At 53.2% G+C, this 19,877-nt stretch carries 14 protein-coding genes and 1 riboswitch; all 14 genes read right to left on the bottom strand.

Annotated elements, in window-relative coordinates:
- Positions 1-325: 325 nt before the first annotated feature.
- Positions 326-2,590: a glycoside hydrolase family 3 N-terminal domain-containing protein gene (locus KI379_RS13340; protein WP_212983847.1), complete on the bottom strand. Its 2,265-nt coding sequence runs from the start codon at positions 2,588-2,590 to the stop codon at positions 326-328.
- A 274-nt stretch (positions 2,591-2,864) separates the two neighbouring features.
- A complete protein-coding gene (locus KI379_RS13335; protein ID WP_212983846.1) occupies positions 2,865-4,688 on the bottom strand; it encodes an APC family permease in 1,824 nt (607 codons plus the stop codon).
- A 135-nt stretch (positions 4,689-4,823) separates the two neighbouring features.
- Positions 4,824-4,987: riboswitch (cyclic di-AMP (ydaO/yuaA leader) on the bottom strand.
- A gap of 204 nt (positions 4,988-5,191) precedes the next feature.
- The gene (locus KI379_RS13330; RefSeq protein WP_212983845.1) at positions 5,192-6,223 is read right to left on the bottom strand and encodes a phosphotransferase enzyme family protein; all 1,032 of its coding nucleotides are present in this window, start codon (positions 6,221-6,223) and stop codon (positions 5,192-5,194) included.
- A gap of 137 nt (positions 6,224-6,360) precedes the next feature.
- Positions 6,361-6,690 (bottom strand): hypothetical protein, encoded by a 330-nt coding sequence (locus tag KI379_RS13325; protein WP_076165296.1) that lies wholly within the window; start codon positions 6,688-6,690, stop codon positions 6,361-6,363.
- A gap of 1 nt (position 6,691) precedes the next feature.
- Positions 6,692-8,851 (bottom strand): PrsW family glutamic-type intramembrane protease, encoded by a 2,160-nt coding sequence (locus tag KI379_RS13320; protein WP_212983844.1) that lies wholly within the window; start codon positions 8,849-8,851, stop codon positions 6,692-6,694.
- A gap of 234 nt (positions 8,852-9,085) precedes the next feature.
- Positions 9,086-9,409: a hypothetical protein gene (locus KI379_RS13315; RefSeq protein WP_212983843.1), complete on the bottom strand. Its 324-nt coding sequence runs from the start codon at positions 9,407-9,409 to the stop codon at positions 9,086-9,088.
- A gap of 535 nt (positions 9,410-9,944) precedes the next feature.
- Entirely contained in the window at positions 9,945-10,184 is a 240-nt protein-coding gene (locus tag KI379_RS13310) for a hypothetical protein (RefSeq protein ID WP_212983842.1), read from the bottom strand.
- Positions 10,184-11,296 carry an oligopeptide/dipeptide ABC transporter ATP-binding protein gene (locus KI379_RS13305; RefSeq protein ID WP_212983841.1) on the bottom strand — a complete coding sequence of 371 codons (1,113 nt, stop codon included), beginning with the start codon at positions 11,294-11,296 and terminating at the stop codon, positions 10,184-10,186. The genes KI379_RS13310 and KI379_RS13305 overlap by 1 nt, the downstream gene beginning before the upstream one ends.
- Positions 11,293-12,291 carry an ABC transporter ATP-binding protein gene (locus KI379_RS13300; protein WP_084203673.1) on the bottom strand — a complete coding sequence of 333 codons (999 nt, stop codon included), beginning with the start codon at positions 12,289-12,291 and terminating at the stop codon, positions 11,293-11,295. Before KI379_RS13300 ends, KI379_RS13305 begins: the two co-directional genes overlap by 4 nt.
- 24 nt (positions 12,292-12,315) lie before the next feature.
- Positions 12,316-13,170, bottom strand: a complete 855-nt coding sequence (locus tag KI379_RS13295) for an ABC transporter permease (RefSeq protein ID WP_076165305.1) — start codon at positions 13,168-13,170, stop codon at positions 12,316-12,318.
- A gap of 3 nt (positions 13,171-13,173) precedes the next feature.
- A complete protein-coding gene (locus tag KI379_RS13290) occupies positions 13,174-14,175 on the bottom strand; it encodes an ABC transporter permease (protein WP_212983840.1) in 1,002 nt (333 codons plus the stop codon).
- A 39-nt stretch (positions 14,176-14,214) separates the two neighbouring features.
- A complete protein-coding gene (locus tag KI379_RS13285) occupies positions 14,215-16,188 on the bottom strand; it encodes an ABC transporter substrate-binding protein (protein ID WP_076165309.1) in 1,974 nt (657 codons plus the stop codon).
- Positions 16,189-16,441: 253 nt separating this feature from the next.
- On the bottom strand, positions 16,442-17,281 hold the full coding sequence (locus KI379_RS13280) for an AraC family transcriptional regulator (RefSeq protein ID WP_212983839.1): 840 nt from the start codon (positions 17,279-17,281) through the stop codon (positions 16,442-16,444).
- 174 nt (positions 17,282-17,455) lie between these two features.
- A complete protein-coding gene (locus tag KI379_RS13275; RefSeq protein ID WP_179231982.1) occupies positions 17,456-19,243 on the bottom strand; it encodes an SgrR family transcriptional regulator in 1,788 nt (595 codons plus the stop codon).
- Between the last annotated feature and the right edge of the window lie 634 nt (positions 19,244-19,877).

Below are 19,877 nucleotides of genomic sequence, written 5' to 3'. Positions count from 1 at the left end.
AAGATACTTATTTTCAATTAGACTCATCATTTTCGTTACGAATGATCTTCATTGTACATTAGTGTTAGTGTCAGTTGGCTTAGCTTGTTAATTTAAATCTTACGTCATCGAACAATCGCCCAGTTATAGATTTGCACCGCTGATACTCATGGACAGCATCTTATCTAAACCGTTCCTATAATAATGAGCCTGATCATTTATATCCGTCCACTTAAAAAAGTACAATAAAACCGCGCTTATGCGCGGCTAAAATATTGCTAAGTTGTTCTTATTTAACCAACCATTTAAAACCGGTTAGGCCAAATAACCACCATCTTGATACAAATTACTTCATTGTCACCGGCAGCACCCCGCCGGCTTTCAGTTGGCCTAGCAGCACTTTGATCCCGGCGGCTGTATTTGGCTCCTGCTTACCATAAACTGCGATCCCCGAACGTATGTTCTTAATGTAGATCATTTCATATGGATTGCCCAGCGATAACAGCGTATAACGCTTGTTACGTTTGTTCATCTCATCGATCAACGTTTGATAATCAGCCCAGCCAAATTGACTGGCCACGTTACGGAACTGATATGAAGCCAGGATGACGTAATCCGCTTGATCCACCGCCTGAAGCGCCTCATTCGTTTTTCCTTGCCCGACTAGGGCTGTTACTGTTTTCAGCGACAGGTTATTTGCGGCTTGCTTCAGCTGTCTCTCGAGCTGCTTCGCCTGCTCCCCATCGGCTGCGACAATCGCAACCCGATCGCCTTGACGAATGGAATCCGGCTGCGCACCGTCACGGCCGGCTAACAAGGTGACCGCTCGCTCTGCGATGTCCCGCTCCACTGTACGATGTTTCTCGGAACCAATGACACCATTAAGCGCAGCCAATTGCTCTGTAAGGCTTTCGCTGCGGTCAAACAAACCGTATTTCGCTTTCAGCTCCAAAATCCGTTTCACTGACGAATGGATGGTTTCGATCGGTATCGCCCCGCTCTTCACCGCGTTCACCAGCGTTTGGTGCGCGGCTGCCGGGTCTTGCGGCATGAGGATGATATCCACACCTGCGGAAACGGCACGTACCACCGCTTGATTTTCGCCAAAATGCTCCGCGATCGCATTCATCGTGAAGGCATCGGAAATGATGACGCCTTTATATCCAAGCTCCCCCCGGAGCAGCCCGGTCAGCACCTTCTTGGATAACGTAGCAGGGATCGGTACGCTGCTTCCGTCCTTAAGTGATGTGACGTGTTCGTTGTCTACTGCTGGAAACGCAATATGTGCGGTCATGATCATCTCTACTCCGTTATCGATGGCAGACCGAAACGGTTTGAGCTCAACGGCATCGAGCCGCTCCCGATCATGCGAAAGCACCGGCATTCCCAAGTGGGAGTCTACTACCGTATCACCATGGCCTGGAAAATGCTTGACCGCCGCGATCACTCCCGATTGACGCAGTCCTTGGATTTCTGCGAGACCCAGTCGTGTCACCAAATCCGGATCCGAGCTAAACGACCGCATTCCGATAATCGGATTATCCGGGTTGCTGTTAATGTCGAGCACCGGCGCAAAATTGACCTGAAGCCCGAGCGCCTTTAGCTCTTCCCCGGTCAGCCGTCCGGCCGCTTCGGCGAGCGTTGTATCTCCGGTTGCGCCGAGCGCCATTTGACCCGGCAGATTCGTACCTCCGGGGATTCGTTTAACGACGCCGCCTTCCTGGTCGATGCCAAGGAACAGCGGAATGTCGCCTGCCTCCATCTGCAGATCATGCGTCAGAGTGGTGACCTGCCGAGCGTCTACGATATTTTTATCAAAAAGAATAAGTCCGCCCAAATCCTGATCATGGATGCTGCGTTTGACTCCTTCATTTACCGTAGTCGTCACTTGCCCGTTCCATTGCCTGATGTCAGGCATAAGCATTTGGCCGACCTGCTCGCTGACCGTCATATAGGACATCAGCTTATCCCAATCCTGTGCCTGAATGGCCCCTTGACGTTCGAAGCGAATGACCCGTGACATAAATACGGCAAACTCCGCACGCGTCACAGATCGGTCCGGACGAAAGGTGCTATCTGAATATCCGCCGATCAATCCGTTGGAGCTCATGATGAGAATAGGCGCTGCCGCCCAATGCTTTGCTGTATCCGTTATTGTTACGGGTTGCTGGCCTTTTACGAGTGAATAGGCCCGTGTAAGAAACGCCGCCGTTTCGGCACGGCTCATCGGTGCATCTGGATGGAATGTGCTGTCAGGAAATCCGCTGGCCAGCCCATGTTTTGCGGCAATGGCAATTTCAAGATAAAAAGGATGGTTCTTAGGCACATCTGTATAGGTCATGACGCCGCCCGCTTCTTGCTGCAGCTCCTGCGGATAAAGCTCCCGCACCATGAAAGTAACGGCCTGCGCTCTTGTGACTTGCCTTTCGGGCATAAACTTCCCGTTACCGTATCCAGCGACGGTTCCCCGTTCGGCCATATAGGTGATGCCGTCTTCCGCCCACTTCGAGTGCTGCAAATCGCTAAATCGTTCTTCCGCAGCCGCGCTTCCTGCCCATACGAGCACAGAACCGAGTACGGCACCGAATATCGTTATTAGTTTCCCATTCATCTGTTCCACCCCTGTTGCCGTTCTATATACGTTGATTAGACGCAATGGATGAATATTTGTTGCGTTAATCCTATGACACACTGCACAGAGTGTAAAAATACGGATCCCCTACTCTGCAGGAAATAAGCCCTTACTCATAAGCCATTACGCTCAAGCTATTATTCCCACGGGATTATTCTTTCCCTTCCTATATATCCGCTGCTTTTACGCTAAAAAAAGACCGCCGGCACAGATGCCGGGGCCTCATTACGAATGGTTTGAACCATCTGAATCGCTATTTTTTTAAATGATACGGTACCGTTGTCACAACAACATCTTTGCGGAATAAAAGATAAGTCCGGATCATCAAACTCGTCTGGTTGTGCAGCAGATTGTGCCAGCTCCGCTTTGGAATAAATTGCGGAATGATCACCGTGACCTGGTAGTTGGATTCGCTCGCTTTCCGGTGCACCGTATCGATAAATTTGCTAAGCGGATGAATGATGCTCCGGTACGGAGAATGCAGCGTCACAAGGCGCACGTCGGGCCGCCATTTTTGCCATTTTTCCTCAAACCGGTTCTCTTCTTCCCGTTCAAACGGAATATATACCGCAATGATCTGATCCGCCGCCAGCGACTTCGCATAATTCAGGGAATGCTCCACGACATGCGTAATGCCCGAGACGGGGAGAATGATCACATTGCCTTCAATCGGTACCGCCGGCTCACACGTCGACAGCCGCAGCTGCTCGCCAACCGCCTCATAATGCTTCTTGATCCGGTGGAACAGATACACGATCAGCGGCAAAAAGATCAGAACCGGCCAGATCTGCGTAAACTTGGTTGCAAAGAACATCACCGACACCGTAAAGCTGATCAGCGCGCCGATCGTATTGATGACGAGCTTCGTCACCCAACCCTGCGGTTTTTCCCGGATCCATTTGACGATCATTCCCGTTTGCGAGAGCGTGAAAGGGATAAATACCCCTACCGCGTACAGTGGGATCAAATGTTCCGTCTGTCCGTGGAAAGCGACGATCAGCACGATGGACAGTAGCCCCAGGATGATGATTCCGTTCGAATATCCCAAACGGTCACCGCGGACAGTAAACATCCGGGGAATAAACCGGTCTTTGGCTAAATTGACCGCCAGCAGCGGAAACGCCGAATATCCGGTGTTGGCCGCCAGGATCAAGATCAGTGCCGTCGTGCCCTGGATGAAAAAGTACATAAAATTCCGTCCGAACGTCTGATTGGCAATCTGGGATACGACCGTCTCCTGGGGATTTGGGGATATACCCAAATAATAAGCAAGAAATACGATGCCCGAGAAGAGTACAGCCAGCAGAATCCCCATTGCCATCAAGGTTTTGGCCGCATTGTTCGGAGCCGGATCCTTGAAGTTCGGGATGGCGTTCGAGATCGCTTCGACCCCGGTCAGAGCGGAGCTGCCCGAGGCAAAAGCTTTTAAGAGCAGGAACAGGCTGATTCCCGCCACCGGCGTCCCGACCGGTGTATGCAAATGCGGTGAAACGTGACCGGTCACGATGTTGTACATACCGACGCCGATCAAAATGAACAGCGCTAAGGCGAACAGATACACCGGATAAGCCAGGATGGAGGCGGACTCGGTGACGCCCCGCAAATTCAGCAGCGTGATGAGAATGACGAAGGTGACGGCAATCCCCACCGTATGCTCATGCAGCGCCGGAAACGCCGAAGTCAGCGCGTCCGTGCCCGCCGAAACGCTGACCGCAACAGTCAGAATGTAATCTACCAGCAGCGATCCGCCGGCCACCAGCCCGGGATAGATTCCCAGATTCTGTTTGGAGACGACGTAAGCGCCGCCGCCATGCGGATAAGCGAAGATGATCTGCCGGTAGGATAAAATGAGTGCAGCCAGCAAAATCAGTACCCCGATTCCGATCGGTATCGAATACCAGAACGCCGCCGTGCTGACCGTAACCAGAACCAGCAAAATTTGCTCCGGCCCATACGCTACGGACGAAAGCGCATCGGAGGATAGAATGGCCAAAGCTTTTTTCTTATTCAGTTTTTGTTCTCCCAATTCGGTAGACTTCAGCGGCCGTCCGATCAAAAGTCTTTTCAATGCTGCCATAAAATGTTTGTCACCGCCAGTGTTAGAGTTGAAATGCTCATGATGTACCCGTTAGACACGTGTTCAACCCTTTTTGGGCACAACAAAAAAAGCCGCAGGAAAGCTGGACCTTCCCGTGGCTTTACGCGCACGACAAATCCCTCTTTCATAACGCTTACGAGGTTAGCTGACGGATTCGGGACCGAAAGTATCCCTACACTCAATAAATGAACATCAAGTGATTCACCCCTGGGACGAAGGCTTAGCTTCCTCCCTTTGGTTCCCCCGCTCCTGATTTCAGAATTCAGCGATCAAGGAGTACTACGTTTCAGGTTCACAAGTTCACGATTACGAATTGAATCTTACTCCTTCCGGATGCCTGCTGTAAAGAAGCAAACGGTTTGAGATACGTATGAAAAAATTCAAAAGAACTTCATGTCAACGCTTACATTGGCGGCAATCTATTAATTTCTGGCTGTAGCTGTGCATATCGCTTGTTTACGCTATTCAATTCATAGCGGCTTCTAAATATTTCGATCCGCCGCATTCCTCAGCGAAGCCTCTACGGTATCCAACCGGTTCAAGCAGTGATACCGGACCATTTCGAGGTCGTTATCCACCTGGTCTGGCTCCAGGTCACGCTGCAAAATATTCATGCACCAATGGGTCAGGTTTCTCAAATGATGGCGGTATGCATAATAACGCAGTAAATCCGGGTTCAGCTCCATCTGTTGACCTAGTTCCTGCTCATACCCTTTGAGAAAATGACCCAGTCCGTCCCCGATATACCCCACGATATCCAGCTCCGCTGGCGCAAGTATGGCCGCTTCCCAGTCCAGGACGACAAGCCGGCCGTCCGCGGTCTCCATCAGATTCCCTCCCCACAGATCACCGTGGCAGAGCACATTGGGGGCCGGGTCAAGCACGAGACGTTCACGAACCCCTGTGATCTGGTGCAGCAGATCGGTTATGCGCGTTTGCTGAGGGATAACAAGCTCACGCAGCAGCTGGCTAGCGGGACTTGCGCCGGGCTGAAGATGCTCAAGCTGCTGCAGGAATTCGAACAAATGTTCGTAAAAAGAGACATCATACGTTTCACTCGCAAGGCCGGATGTGGTAGTGAAAGGAGTCAACTGCCGAATCCGCGCCGCCAGCCGTCCAACACGCTCCAAGTTATGCTTGGAAAAAGGGTAAGCCTCAGCTAAGGTCTCTCCTTCGATAAATTGAAACAGCACCGCTGTGCAATCAGGAAGGGAAAGCAGAAAAGCACCGCTTAAGGTTCGGAATGGACAAGGCAATTCCATAAATCGGCCGGTCTGATGCAATTCCCACATAAACGGAACATATCGCCTGCACCGAAGGATACCTTGGCGGTGGCTGTCATTGCCATGGTCAAACAGTTTCAGATAGTATCGCGTCCCGTTTTCTCCCTCCACCCGGTAAGAATAGGCCGAATCCCCATAGGGGATAAAAATGAGCCTCCGGGCAGCAATTCCGTAAGCTTCGTTCAAGTGATGCACAAAAGCCCCTTCGTCCATTCGATAAGACTGCCTCACTTCGCTCTCCCCTTTACATCACGTAGTGCGGTTAAAAGCAATCAAGCCCGGTGTCTGTGTAACCCGGACTTGATCGCACTCACCTCTTAGGAGATTAAAACAATCTTTCATTCATTCACCAATGTTAACAGGCAATGTTAACCGATGTAGACCACCGCACCGCCGCGCCTGTACGCCTTTGGCAGTTCCGTCTCCAGCAGCTCGAGTCTGCGTAACATGTGGTCGAGGTCGTCCCCATGCATGTGGCTTCGCGCCCATTCTTTAAGCTGGGACACTTCGCCCAAGACAGACGGGATGTCCTCGGACTCCACGTCCGTACCGTCCTGGAAAAGTGCGACCCACTGCAAGTTCAGCTCTTCCACCGCCGGCACCCAATATTTCTGGAAAAAGGATTCCGTCGCCACCGGAAGCATAAAGGACCGTTCAAATTCGTCTTCCGGGTCCACAATAATGGCGCTGATTGACATGTTATTTCACCCCAAATCGAATGTTGAATGTATAATCCGGGAATTCTTGACGCAGCTTGTTCAAGCTGTTCTCCGCGGCTGCCCGTAACGCCGGCGAGTCCCCGTCCAGCTGAAACTCAAAATGCCGGATTCCTTTGATTTGCTCCAATGTCGGGATCTCCGACGTTCCATCAGGCGTTGTTCGCGTCCCAACCGCCTTCTCCATCAGGTTGTTGATCCGCACCTTCGTTTTCTGGTACAACTGCTTATCTGTAAATTGCTGCGGCGTCTGCTGCGGCTTACCCGTTTTTGGATGGATGCGGTCGAGCCCTTGCGCCGACTTGGCTTCATAGAAGATGCCCTTCTCCAGATCGACGCCGTCAAACTCCCCAAGCGCTCCGTTCTTGGCATCGTGGAGCTCCACCCCACGGTACTTCGCTTTGCTCCAATGTACGTAATCGTCTGCATCGTTCTTCGGCGGCTGCTCCTCGGGATCTTTTTCCTTCTTTGGCGGTGGATCCTCTCCATCTGGCTTATGCGGCTTCTTGGGCAGGTCAGGTTCCGGCTTCGGCTCCTTTCGCCGTTTAAGCAGCTTCTCCAGCCAATCCTTCAGCCTGCTGCCGCCCTTCTTTCCGAAGCGTTCGGCCAGCCTGCCGAACGGAACACGGCTCAGTGCCAGCGCAAGCAGCGTAGAGATCACATTTTCGGGGGTGAGCAGCCTTTTTGGATCGCGGATATCCTTAGCGATTTCGTGGCCGCTCGCCGGTATGCTCGCCGCCGTTAAGGCAATACCGAGTGCCGGCCAGAAGCTGACGAACATGAAGGACAAAGCGAACGCTCCGAGCACGATGGCGCTTTTTTCCCAAAAACCGAGGCGGTCCCACCAGTTCTGCAGCGAATCGAACATGCATGAGAAGCAAGCCGGATCGGCGGGATGGACGTGCGCCTGGCAATAAGCGGCGAAGCCCGCCAGCCCGGCGACCATCAGAAGGACCGCGGTTACACCGGCGGCGGCACGGAAGTGCTTCAGCATTCTCGTCTGCAGGTCACCCTGCAGCGCGGCGGCTTCTTGATTGCCGTATAGGAGCGAGAAGCCCAGCTCCCTGCGTTCCCGGGTCCAGGACATGACGCTCGCCAGCCGTTCCCTGCGGGTCAAGAGAGACTCCAGCATATACCACAGCTCTGACACCGGGTTGATCCATCCTTCGCCTTCCATTCTCGGCAGCCGGCTTTTCACCCGATTCAACGAGACGTAATCCAGCACGAGCCCAATTGCCAGCATCAGGAGGAACACGCCTTTCGTGCGGTATCCGCTCCCCGTCAGGTCGCTGATTTTCATAAACCAGTCCGGCAGTGAGCCCTGACCGTTATAAGCGGCATGATCGATGATCGACCAGACGAGCAGCAGTGTGGGCAGGGCGAAGATGGCGTCGCTCAGCCGCTTGCGCAAACGCACGGCCAAACCGAGCCCTAAGGTTATCATGCCGGTGTGCACCGGATGACTGACCGACATGATGGTCGGAAAGATGCTTTCTTCAAACCGGCCGGGGAACAGCGTCCAAAAATCCCAATGGATGGTTTCCCCACCAAGCATCGTCACACTGTAGCCGTACGTCCGCCCGATGATGCCGGAGTTCAGCCAGCGGCGCGTCAGCTCTTCCATCAATTGAAAGCCCACGCCCGCCCCGGCTCCGGCCAGCGTATAATCGGCAAGGCTCATGGAAGAGGCGCGCCGTGAAAAGAGCAGAAACAGCCCGAGCGGCAGCAGCTTCCACACTTCCTCGAAGATCGGAGTCAGGACAGCCTGGGACCAGGTGTCCCGCGTATCCCCGCCAAACAGGCCGTGAGCCGCGAGCAGCGTCAGCGCCGTAACCGGGATGACGAGAAAGATGCCCAGCAGCATAAACATGGCCGCCTGCTTCCAGGTAAATGTTTTGCTCCGGCAAAGAAACCAAAACTGCAGCATGACATAAAAGGACCATAAATACTGGACGAGCATCGTGCGTGAATCCCGGTACAGGAACAGGCCCAGGATAAAAAACAAAAGGGATACCCAGCACCAAATCGTATATAAGGTTTTGAGCCACGGGAGGCGCCGGAGCGTTCCCTGCACCCACCGATACACCCCTTCAGCGATATCCCTGATTCCGTTTCGGATGTTCCAGATTGTATCCGTTTCCATCTCCTCCTTCATGGCATCACCCTGATTCTGAGGGGCTGTCCTGACAAGAGCTGTGAAGATATAAGATCCGCTTCCTCCCCAATATACCTTATATTCGTCTTGGGTTGGGCAGTGAATATGGGGATGCAAACCAAAACTGGACCATTTTCCCCCTCCAAGGGGACTAAGGTCAGCCGAAAGGCCGCCGTTAACCGGCACGAGTGGTGCATAGCTCCTATAATCAATCCGTCCTGTTCACTCGTTTCTGAAGATCTGCAGGACCGTTTCCGAGATAACCTGCTCCAGGACGTCCCCGTGCAGCGTATACAAAAAATCATCCTTCACGAAACGATACACCACTTTCTCCGTTCGGTCATCACGAAGCTCCTTCATGGATGGAACGGCTTTCTGGTGAGACAGAACCGGATAAGGTGACGGACTACGCAGACGGGTAACGGACAAGCGTAATCCATTTGGGTAACGGATTCGGATCTCCGGTTCCATAAATTTATCGTCATACACCTCGACCGTGCGAATCTGATCTTCATCCGGAAAACGAAGCTCGCTTCGAAGAAGCACCCTCGCCTCCTGCATCGTACTTGGGCGCACGTTTCGGTCCAAAAAAAGGCCAGCTCTCAAAATCATCAGTATGACCAAGGCTGTAACGGACATTGCACTGATCAGTATAAAAAGAAGCTGTCTGCTTTCCTTTTCCAACGGTCTGCTCCTTCCCGCTACGGTTTGAATATACGTGTGTATATTAACGAAGCGAGAACACAGGCAAGGGTTACGGGGGTTAACCCGATACGAAATATAAATTTAATGAATTTGGACGCGGTTACTCCTGAAGGATCAGTTACATTTGATTTCAACTTGATATTAACCTGTATATGCGGGGCAAAATTCTGCCGGGACATGGCGGAGAACGATACTTATTAATGAGATTTATAATTTATATGATTAAATAAAAATGGTAACCCCCTCTTTTTCCTTTAACATCGTGCCTATGAAACCGAAAAGCACGCTCCCCACAGCGGGAATCGTGCTTTTTAAGGGTGATTCGCTAATTAATTCATGCCGTTAATTATTGGATGTCCGTCCTGTAGTTCCGAAGTCATTTCCCATCGGACTCCTGCGCCTCTTCCAACCTGCGGCGCTTGGCATCCCGCATTTTCCGCCAGACGGAAACGAGGATGATGCAGCCGGAGAGAATGATATTGATCCAGACCGACAGAACAACCACGACATACGGCCCGGTGCCGGGCTTTACCGCCGTCAGGGAGACGAAACAGAGCAGCAGCAGGACTAGTGACATCGAAAGAACGATTCTGGACAGTGCTCCGAAGTCCCCCATCACACGCTTTTGATGGCGCCGATGTCAGCCATCTTGCGCTGCCACAGCTCATGCGCCTCCTCCGCGTAATGACAAGCCGTCTGCTCCGAGCCCACCAAGCGGAGCTGGGGCTCTTCCGAGGAGCAGCGGTCCGTGGCCATCGGGCACCGCGGATGGAAGCGGCAGCCAGACGGCGGTTTGGCCGCGTTCGGCATCTCCAGACTGCGCAGTGGCAGATCCGCCATCGCTTTGGCGATTTCGGGATCGGGCGTCGGAACGGCGGACAGCAGCGCCTGCAAATAAGGATGCTTTGGATGGCTGAGGACATCGTTGACCCCGCCAAGCTCCATCACACGTCCGAGGTACATGACGGCCATGCGGCCCCTTCCGGCGATGTAGCGGGCCGTTGCCAGGTCGTGCGTAATATAGATGATGGCGATGTCCAGCTTGCGGTTCAGCTCTGACATCAGGTTCAGGATCGAGATGCGAAGCGACACGTCGATCATGGAGACAGGCTCGTCGGCCACGATGATCTTCGGATTCAGCGAGATGGCGCGGGCCATCAGAATCCGCTGACGCTGGCCGCCTGACAGCTGGTGCGGGTATTTATCGAGGAAGCGTTCCGGCGGTGTCAGGCCGACGGTCTGCAGCAGCTCGATGACCCGTGACCGGGCCGCCTTGCGGCCGCGGACGATTTTACGCTGCAGGATGGGGGCCGACAGCGACTGGTAAATGGTCCGCATCGGATTCAGCGCGGCATAGGAATCCTGCTGCACCAGCTGAACGTCGCCGCGGAATTGGTTCGCCTTCTCGCCGCTGAGTTTCGTTACCTCCTGCCCCTTGTACAGCACCTTGCCTGAAGTCGGCTTTTGCAGGCCCGTGATGATGCTGCCAAGCGTCGTCTTTCCGCATCCGCTCTCGCCAACAAGTGCGATGATTTCGCCGGGATGAATGTCCAGGCTGACATCGACGACAGCCCCCACTTTCTGGGGGGGACCAAACATGCCCTGGCTCCGTTCAAAGTACATGCTTACGCTATCGAGCCGCATCAGCGCTTCGGAACTATCCGTTCTGGCCGCTTCCCGCAGCCGCTGTCTGGGCTCTACCTCAAATTCGATATTTCTGGCATTCATGACGTACGCACCTCCGCAACCGACTCGGGATTCGGATATAAATGACAAGCGACTTCATGCCCAGCGGGCGTATACACCTTGATCGGATTCTGTTCCTTGCATTTCGCGTGCGCATATTCGCACCGCGGATGAAACGGGCATCCCGGCGGCATGTTGAGCAGATCCGGCGGAGATCCGGGGATCCCCTTCCGTTCCGACACGTCTTCATACAAGCTCGGAACAGCTTTCATGAGCTTTGCGGTGTAAGGGTGCTTCGGCCGCTTGAACATATCGTAGACATCGCCGGCTTCGACAACGTTGCCTGCATACATCACGCCGACCCGGTCGGCGGCTTTGGCGACGACGCCGATATCGTGGGTTAGGAGCAGCATGGTTATATTCATGTCTTTGTGGATCTTTTTCAAAATATCAAATATATAAGCTTGAGTGATCACGTCCAGCGCAGTCGTCGGCTCATCAAGGATGACGAGCTGCGGATCGAGCAGCAGGCTGAAGGCGATCATAACCCGCTGCTTCATCCCGCCCGAGAGCTCGTGGGGAAATGAATTCAGTACCCGGTCCGGATCAAGCCGGACATAATCGAGCAGATTCCGCGCTTTATCCACCATCTGCTTCTCCGTATACGATTTAGAATGGGCCCGAAACGTCTCGATGATCTGATCCTTGATTCGGGCGACGGGATTAAGCGCGTTCTGCGCCGCCTGAAACACCATCGACACTTGCTCCCATTTATAAGCCTGCAGTTCTTTTTTCCCCAGGCTCATCACATCCCGGCCATCAAACGTAATCGATCCGCCGGCAACGCGTCCGGGAACCGAAATCGCCCGCATGATGGCGGATGCCATCGTGGATTTGCCGCTTCCGCTCTCCCCGACCAGGGCCGTGATCTGTCCCTTGGGGATGACAAAATCGGCTTCATTGACAGCCCGCAGCAGACCTGCGCGCATCGGGAATTCGATCGTCAGCCCCCTCACTTCCACCAATGGTTCCATCATTTTCTCCTCCTTCATCGCCGGCCCTTACGATCTCAGTCTCGGATTCAGCGCCTCTTCCAGCCCGTTGCTGAAAAAGATGCAGGCCATTTGGAACAGCCCCAGGCACATGATCGGCGAGATCAGATAGATATAGCCTTTGGGGTTGAAGATGCCGCCGGTATTCTGTACGGCCAGCTGGATCATCATCCCCCAGTTGGTCGGGGAATATGGAGCTAGACCGAGCATCATCAGACCGACGCTGGCAACGATGGCCCCTTGGGCCGCCATAATAAAGTTGATCGCCAGATACGGCGTCAAGTTCGGAAGAATCTCCCGGAACAAGATATAGGGCGTTTTCAGGCCCATAATTCGGCAGGCGATAATAAATTCGCGGTTTTTCAACGACAGCAGCTGGGACCGAATCGCCCTGGCGAGCGGCGCCCATGACCATGCCGCCAATATAAAGGAGAACATGACCGGATTCTTGATCTGCACGAGCGCGGCGACGATCATCAGCACGGGAAAGCTCGGAACGGTCAGAAACAGGTTGGTGATGAACATCAGCACCGTGTCAGTTTTGCCTCCGACAAAGCCGGATACCGCCCCAATCACGAATCCGAGCACCAGCGTAAACAGGGCGGCGAACAGCCCGATCGACAGCACATCGCGGGAACCGTATACCAGCTGCAGGAATGTATCCCTGCCGCCATAGTCGGTGCCCAGCCAGTGGGCGAAGGACGGGCTCTTATACCGGCCGTCGAAGTTGACAGTCATGTCCAGCGAGGCCATCATGGGCCCGAAGATGGCCATAAAGATGAAGATCGCCAGGATGATCATGCCTGAGAACGCTTTCTTGTTGCGGTACATCGTCTGCCAGAAATCGATAAATCCTTGACTCATCCGTCAGCCCTCCTCAAGCTTGACGCGCGGATCCAGCTTGGCATAAATGAGGTCCGAGGCCAGGTTGGCCAGAATGACCGCGATGCTGGTCACGAGCAGCAAGCCCTGCATCAAAGTATAGTCGCGCTGCTGTGTTGCCTGCCCGATGTAATAGCCCATACCGGGATAACTGAACACATTTTCGATCAGCGGCGATCCGCCGAGCATAAAGCCGAAATTGACGGCCAGCGTCGTAATCAGCGGCAGCATGGCGTTGCGCTTGACGTAACGGCTCATCAGCGTCCGTTCGGAGACCCCGCGGATGCTGGCGGCGACGATATAATCCTCACCCAGCACGTTGACCGCGCTCCCCTTCATCGTCAATGCCCAGGTGCCGATCGTCGTAATGACGTAAGTCAGAATCGGCAGCGCGCCGTGATACAGCACGTTTAGGATGAACGGAAGGTTGAAGCCGGGCTCCACAATCGGGTCATAAGCCCCGTTGACCGGGAACCAGCCGAATTGAAAGGCGAAAATAACAAGCAGCAGGATGCCGACGATAAAGTTAGGCACCGAAGACGTGAGGATCGCATAGATCGAGATGATCGGATCCAGGACCGTCTTGCGCTTGAACGCCATCATGGCGCCCAGGTTAATGCCGATCAGGAAGCTGATAACGAGCGACACGCTGAGCACAAACAGCGTCCATGGCAGCGCGTTGGCGATAATTTCGTTTACCGAAACGTTCTGATAGATCATGGACATGCCCAGATTGCCGTGCATCAGTCCTCCCAGGTACCGTCCCAGCTGGGTGAAGATCGGCTCCTTCGGATTATAATTGATCATGGCCGTAATCTGACGGTACGCTTCCTCGAGACTCATCCCGCGCTGAGTGGCAAAGTCCCTGGCCCACGTATCGATCGCACTGCCGGGCGTCATCCGCAGCAGGAAAAACGTAAGCAGCATCGCGAGGAAGACCGTGATCAGGGAAACACCGATTCTTTTTAAGACCCCTTTCAGGCTCATTCCTGTCACCTCCAAGTGTTTATCCGGCTTGTGCGGCCATTATCTCGGCCAATACTCTTCCGGCATGTACGTTGAGTTGAAGCCGTGGTTCAGGTGGGTGATGGCCAGCTGCTCATCCGGATCGGTAGCGAGCGGCATATCCCGGTTGTATTGAACGATTTGGTCCATCATCGGGAAGTTCCCGGACATCGTTTTGGTATTCAGCCAGGCGCCTGTGGCGTTCTGGAAGAAGTTCACGCCCCAGCAGTTTTCGTTGGCGATCCAGGCCAGGTTGTCGATGATTTTGCGGCGCTCCTGTTCGTCCTGAACATAAGGGAACCGTTTCATCTCCTTGTCGATATCGTACACTTTCCCGTCAATGCCCTTCAGCTTCAGATCGAGTTTGCCGGTATCGACTTCGTTGCCGTCCGCGTCCTTCTTCTTGACGTTCGGGAAGCCGACCTTCGTTTTCGTTCCTTGCCAGAACAGCACCCGCATCGAGCTCCACGGATTCTGGAAGCCCCAGGACACGTCAACCCAGTCCATGGACATATCGTATTGTCCCTTGTCGGCGTTGGAGAAGTAGATGGTGCTGTCCACAGCCTTCAGCTTCGTCGGAATGCCGAATTTGGTGAACTGCTCCGCAGCGATTTGCGCCGAGTTCACGCCTGGTGCCCAGTTGTTCGGCGCTCCGATGATGAAGGAAGGCACCTTGCCGTCAGGATCGCGCCATAACCCATCGGAGCCTTTGGTCCAGCCGATTTCCTTCAGCAGCTCGGCCGCCTTATCCAGATTCGTCGTATAATCGGTCATCTGATCAAGCACGGATTTGTCGACTTCTTTTTCGAGTGACGAAGGCATGATGCCCGTCATCGATATTTTCGGGTATTCCTGGCCGTAAAAGTTGCCGATTTCGCGCAGCTTTTTCTTATCCAGCACATAGGTCAGCGCCTGCCGGAATTTGAGGTTGTCGAACGGCTTGTTGCGGATGTTGTACATCAGCCCCACGCTCGCCGGATCATACATCCGGTAGTGAACCAGATCTTTGTTCTGCTTCAGCAGCGATTCCAGGATGTCCTTCGGCGGGGTGCCGTCGTACCAGTCGAGCTTGCCGGCTTTGACGAGAGCGTATTGTGCCGAGAGTTCCGGAACGTTTTTGATCCAGATCTTGTCAAAATGGACCGCATCGGGTCTCCAGTAATCTTCAAACTTATCCAACAGCATATCGGTCGTCGTCACTTTTTCAAACTTATACGGTCCGGTGCCGACCGGAATTTTCGGGCCCGCACGGGTGAATTCATTCCAGTTCAGGGCGATTTTTTTGCTGAGCTCGTCCGTAATATCCAAGTTGAACGGTCCGTCCTTGGATTTGTCTGTAAGCGGTTTCGCTTCTTTCAGCAAAGCGTCGGCCTTATCCACGTATTTCTTGTAGATGTGGTAAGGAATTTGGCCCTGGAGATCCTGGGCGAGGAGCAGCTTTCTGAGTTCGGGATACGGCGCAGGGTTCATCCAGTGAAAAACAATGGTGTAGTCATCGGGGGTTTCGATCGAAGTCAAATACTTCGTCACTTCGGCCCCGTTGTTCAGCCGGTAATACGCCCATACATCTTTACTGGTAAAAGGGGCTCCGTCATGCCACTTTACGTTCTGATGCAGATGTACGGTCGTCGTTTGCTCGGTATCCTCGGAGGATTCCGCCAGCCGGTTGTACACATTGTTCATGGACCGGATAAAGAAGAAGAGGCCTTCAAACATGTAGCGGTTGTTCGTATCCCCGGTTCCTCCGGAGCCGAACGGGTTGCCTTGGTACAGCGGTGGCTTGGGCCATCCGCCCAAGACGTGGAAAATCTTGTCCTTGTTGTACTTGATCTGCGCATCCGGAACCGGCTGCTGCATATCTTTCACTTCGCCGGCGCTGAGCCGGTCCACCAGGCCGGGAGCTGAGGTGCCGCAGCCTGAGACGATCATTACGGCTCCGAGCACAATGCTTAAACAAAGGCCTGATAATCTTTTGCGTCCGCTCAAGAGGTTCATGCAGTTCCTCCCGTCTAGGTTATCTTCTCCAGAAGATTGGCTCCTGGAGTATTCCCTATTATAGCGAACGATTTCAGAATCAAGTTCATAAAAACGCTTACATACTCTCCCGAAAATGTATAGAATCGTTTCGTTTTCGACGGTCGAAAACTTTTATATTCATTTTGTACCAGATGCCAGCAAACGGCTGGCACAGCCCCTGTTCACAGCAAAAAGGCCCTTTGGACAAGGACCTTCCGAGTTATTCACAGCATTAACTTTCCCCGCTGCGCCTCCATTCCATCGGCGTCATGCCCACATGCTTGACGAACAAGTCATGAAAACGGCTGGACGAGCTGAAGCCGACTTCGGAGGCGATAAATTCAACGGGCTTGCGCGAGGTGTGCAGCAGCCGCTTGGCTTCGTCAATCCGCAAGGAAATAATGTACTGTTTAGGTGACATGCCGATGCGGTCGGTAAACTTTTTGCGGAAAATGCTTTCCGACAAATAGTGGTTCGCCGCCAGATCCGACACCTTCAGCGATGTATGGTAATTCTGGTGAATTTCCTTCAGCGCGTCCTGAATCATTTGCTCTTCAGGATGCTCCGAGGGGGCTTCAGCCGCTTGAACGCAAGTTCCCGTATGATAAGCAAGCAGCAGTGTCTCCAGAGCATTGCGCAGCAGATCGTAGGAATATTCGGTCTTTTCTTCCCGCCTGCATTCTTCCTCAATCTGGTGCATGGCGGCTAACGCGCGCTCTGCGGCGCCAGGGGTCAAAGAAGCTTTCAGGATCGGACCCGGACGCTGCGAAAACGCATGCGACATCAAATACTGGCAGTAAGGCGGAAGGTTCTGATCGTAGATGTGCAGCGAATAGCCTTCCCAGGCTTTGACACAGACGTAGCTGTGCTTCAGATCCGGCGGAATGAACAGTAGATCACCCGGAAGTGCTTCAACGTTCTGTTCCCCAGCGGCATAATAACCCTCTCCCCTTACGAGGAGGGTAATCTCGGCGGATGGGTGGGAGTGGGATAGAAATAATCCCTCCTTGTGATCCTTGTCGCTCGGATTCGTATGAAAATACACGATGCTGTCCATAAATCCGATATCCATCAGTGATCCCTGTCCTTTTCAACTATAATTGTAAAGACGGTAGCCTTACGATAACACATACCCTAAAGACTGTATGTCAGACGGAAGTATGGGGACGAATGGCCCCTGCCAGCCTTGAAAAAGGGTTCTCTACATGCATTGACGCCCCGTCACGCCTTGCATGCACCTGCAACCTCAGCGCTTGACCCATACATCCTTGTAGTTGATTTTACCCCAGGTATCCAAGGTGATGCCGCCTAAGGATTGATCGTGTCCGATGATGTGGATGCTGTGGTACATAAATAACAGATGATGGTCCCTCTTTAACTGATCTTCAATCCGCCTCAGCAAAATCCTTCTTACGGTGTAATCCGGTTCTGCCAGAACCTCGGACAGCGCCCGGTCTACCCCATCCCTCGCGGCTTCGTCCAAGTGGTTGCGGATATATCCGTAATGGGAACGGTACATTTCGATCAAAGACACGGAAGGCTCGTTACCGAGGACCTCTCCGGCATAAATCATATCGGCTTGTTTCAAGACGGATGGATTCGTGAGCTCACGAATCGGCATCACATGGACTTCCACCTTCACCCCGATGTCTTCGCAGGCCCGACGGATCCATTCGGTATCCAGCTCGTTACTGGTCATTTCGTAAGTATACAGGGTCAGCGTTTCTCCACGGTAGGCGGATTCGGCCAGGCAGGCTCTCGCGAGCATCAGTTCCCCGCCCCGCCCGTACGCCTCGTCATGGTCATACGGATTAAAGCCCGAGGAGGGCTGTTCTCTCTTTCCTCCCAGCTCCTTGACCATCTGTTCGCGGTTAATAGCTAAATGGATAGCCTCCCGAAGCTTAACGTCATGAAGTATTCCGTCCCTCGACAGATTAAAAGTCAGATAAGTACTTCCCTCTTCGAGCCGGGTCAGCAAAGTACTCGTTTTCTTCTTACCCGTCGGTTCAAAATAGAGCACCTGCGTGTCACGTTCCTGAAGTCTGTCGGGCTTCAGATGCTCCAAATAGTTCGGCCAAACCCAAATCTCGATGCGGTCCATCATCGGCCGGCCCTGGAAATACCGCTCGTTCGCTTCGAGGATCATGCCGTTATCACTGTTCTCCTTCATAACAAATGGGCCTGTGCCTACCGGCATCCGCCGTATATCCCGGGTCGCCGCAATGCGGTCCAGATCTTTAGGTACGATGGAGAAGCGTTCTGAAGCCAATAGGTGCAGAAAAAGGGCGTTAGGTTCACGTAGGTGAAAACGTACACTGATATCACTAAGAACCTCAACCCTTGCCACATTCGCCATGAACCAGTCCGGCGGATTCAGCTGCCCAAAGCGCTGGAACGTAAATTGAACGTCTTCGGCCGTCATCACCTTCCCGTGATGAAACAGCACGCCTTTACGCAAATAAAAGGTCCATTCGGTGTACTCGTGATCCGATTCCCAGTAATGGGCGAGCCCCGGCTTGATCACGTGACCGGCCGTGTCGAACTCCACCAGCGTGTTCAAAATCTGTCGAATCAGGTGGGTCTCCGTGCGGCGAATGACGAACAGCGGCTCGAGATCGGGCACCGGCCGGTAAAACGGGAAACGGAGAATGTCCTTATGGTCAGAAGCCTTCTGCGCACCAAACTGCCCGGCCAGCCAATCGGAAAAATGGGATTCGGCCAGGGGGTCCGTATGCGCATGCAGCAGCCCGAACGCCTCGCCGACATGTCCTTTTAAAGCCAGTTCCTTGGCTTTGTCCAATAGCAGCTCCTGTGCATCGGCAACCAGGACGAGCCGCGACGTATTGCCCCGGCCCAAACCGCTCTGCCAATCAATAAGCCCCTGCTCCTTCATTTTCTGCACGAGCAGCTGTGCATTTCGCCGGGTGCATTCCCAAATGTCCTCCAGCTCCTGCATCGTCACCTGGATCGAAGAGCCTCGGGGCTCGGAAGCAAAGTGTTGATTCAGTTTATTGTAGTAATGGACAACGTCCATATGAATTCCCCTCCTTTGCCTTGAAAAGGTGAAAAATAAGCTTGCAGCTTTCGCCTTTCCCTTCGCCTTTTTCAAAATTATAATTTGACTTGTATGAAACGTAAAGAGGATGTATTGAAACATGTATTCGGCAGAGCCCCGGCAAGGTCCGGGCGCCTACTAGTCTTACGGAATACTTCTTACTTGATGCTTTCTTGCATCTGTCGCCATCACGGCTCCGGAGGAAAATGTATGTACTGGCGATGTCCTTCTATGTATGATCTTACATAATCTTCGCTTGTCATGTCTATGTGCGTGGAATTGATGTTCTCCCCCATATCGTTCATTTCCCTGGAAACCGGTCACCGTGGTTGATCAATACAGCCGGGTTTTTGATGATGACCTTCGAACGCTGGGCCGAGCTAGGCTGGGGGCCTGCTGCTGTGAACGTTGAGAATCTTGTTGATCTAACAGCCAATGGTGCTTCCGGAATGATGGTCACAAACATCATCGTGTACGCCAAAGATCACTTGGAGTTCTCGCGCTATTGTATTGGGATTCGTTCTCTCTGCAGCTGGAGCAGGCTGGATTCATGATGCCGCTGGTTCACACACAATAACAAACGCCACTAGTGTACAAATGTTTTGGACGACTT

Source organism: Paenibacillus cineris, assembly GCF_018333335.1.
Classification (GTDB): Bacteria; Bacillota; Bacilli; order Paenibacillales; family Paenibacillaceae; genus Paenibacillus_AQ; species Paenibacillus_AQ favisporus.
This window is presented reverse-complemented; position numbering and strand designations above follow the sequence as displayed.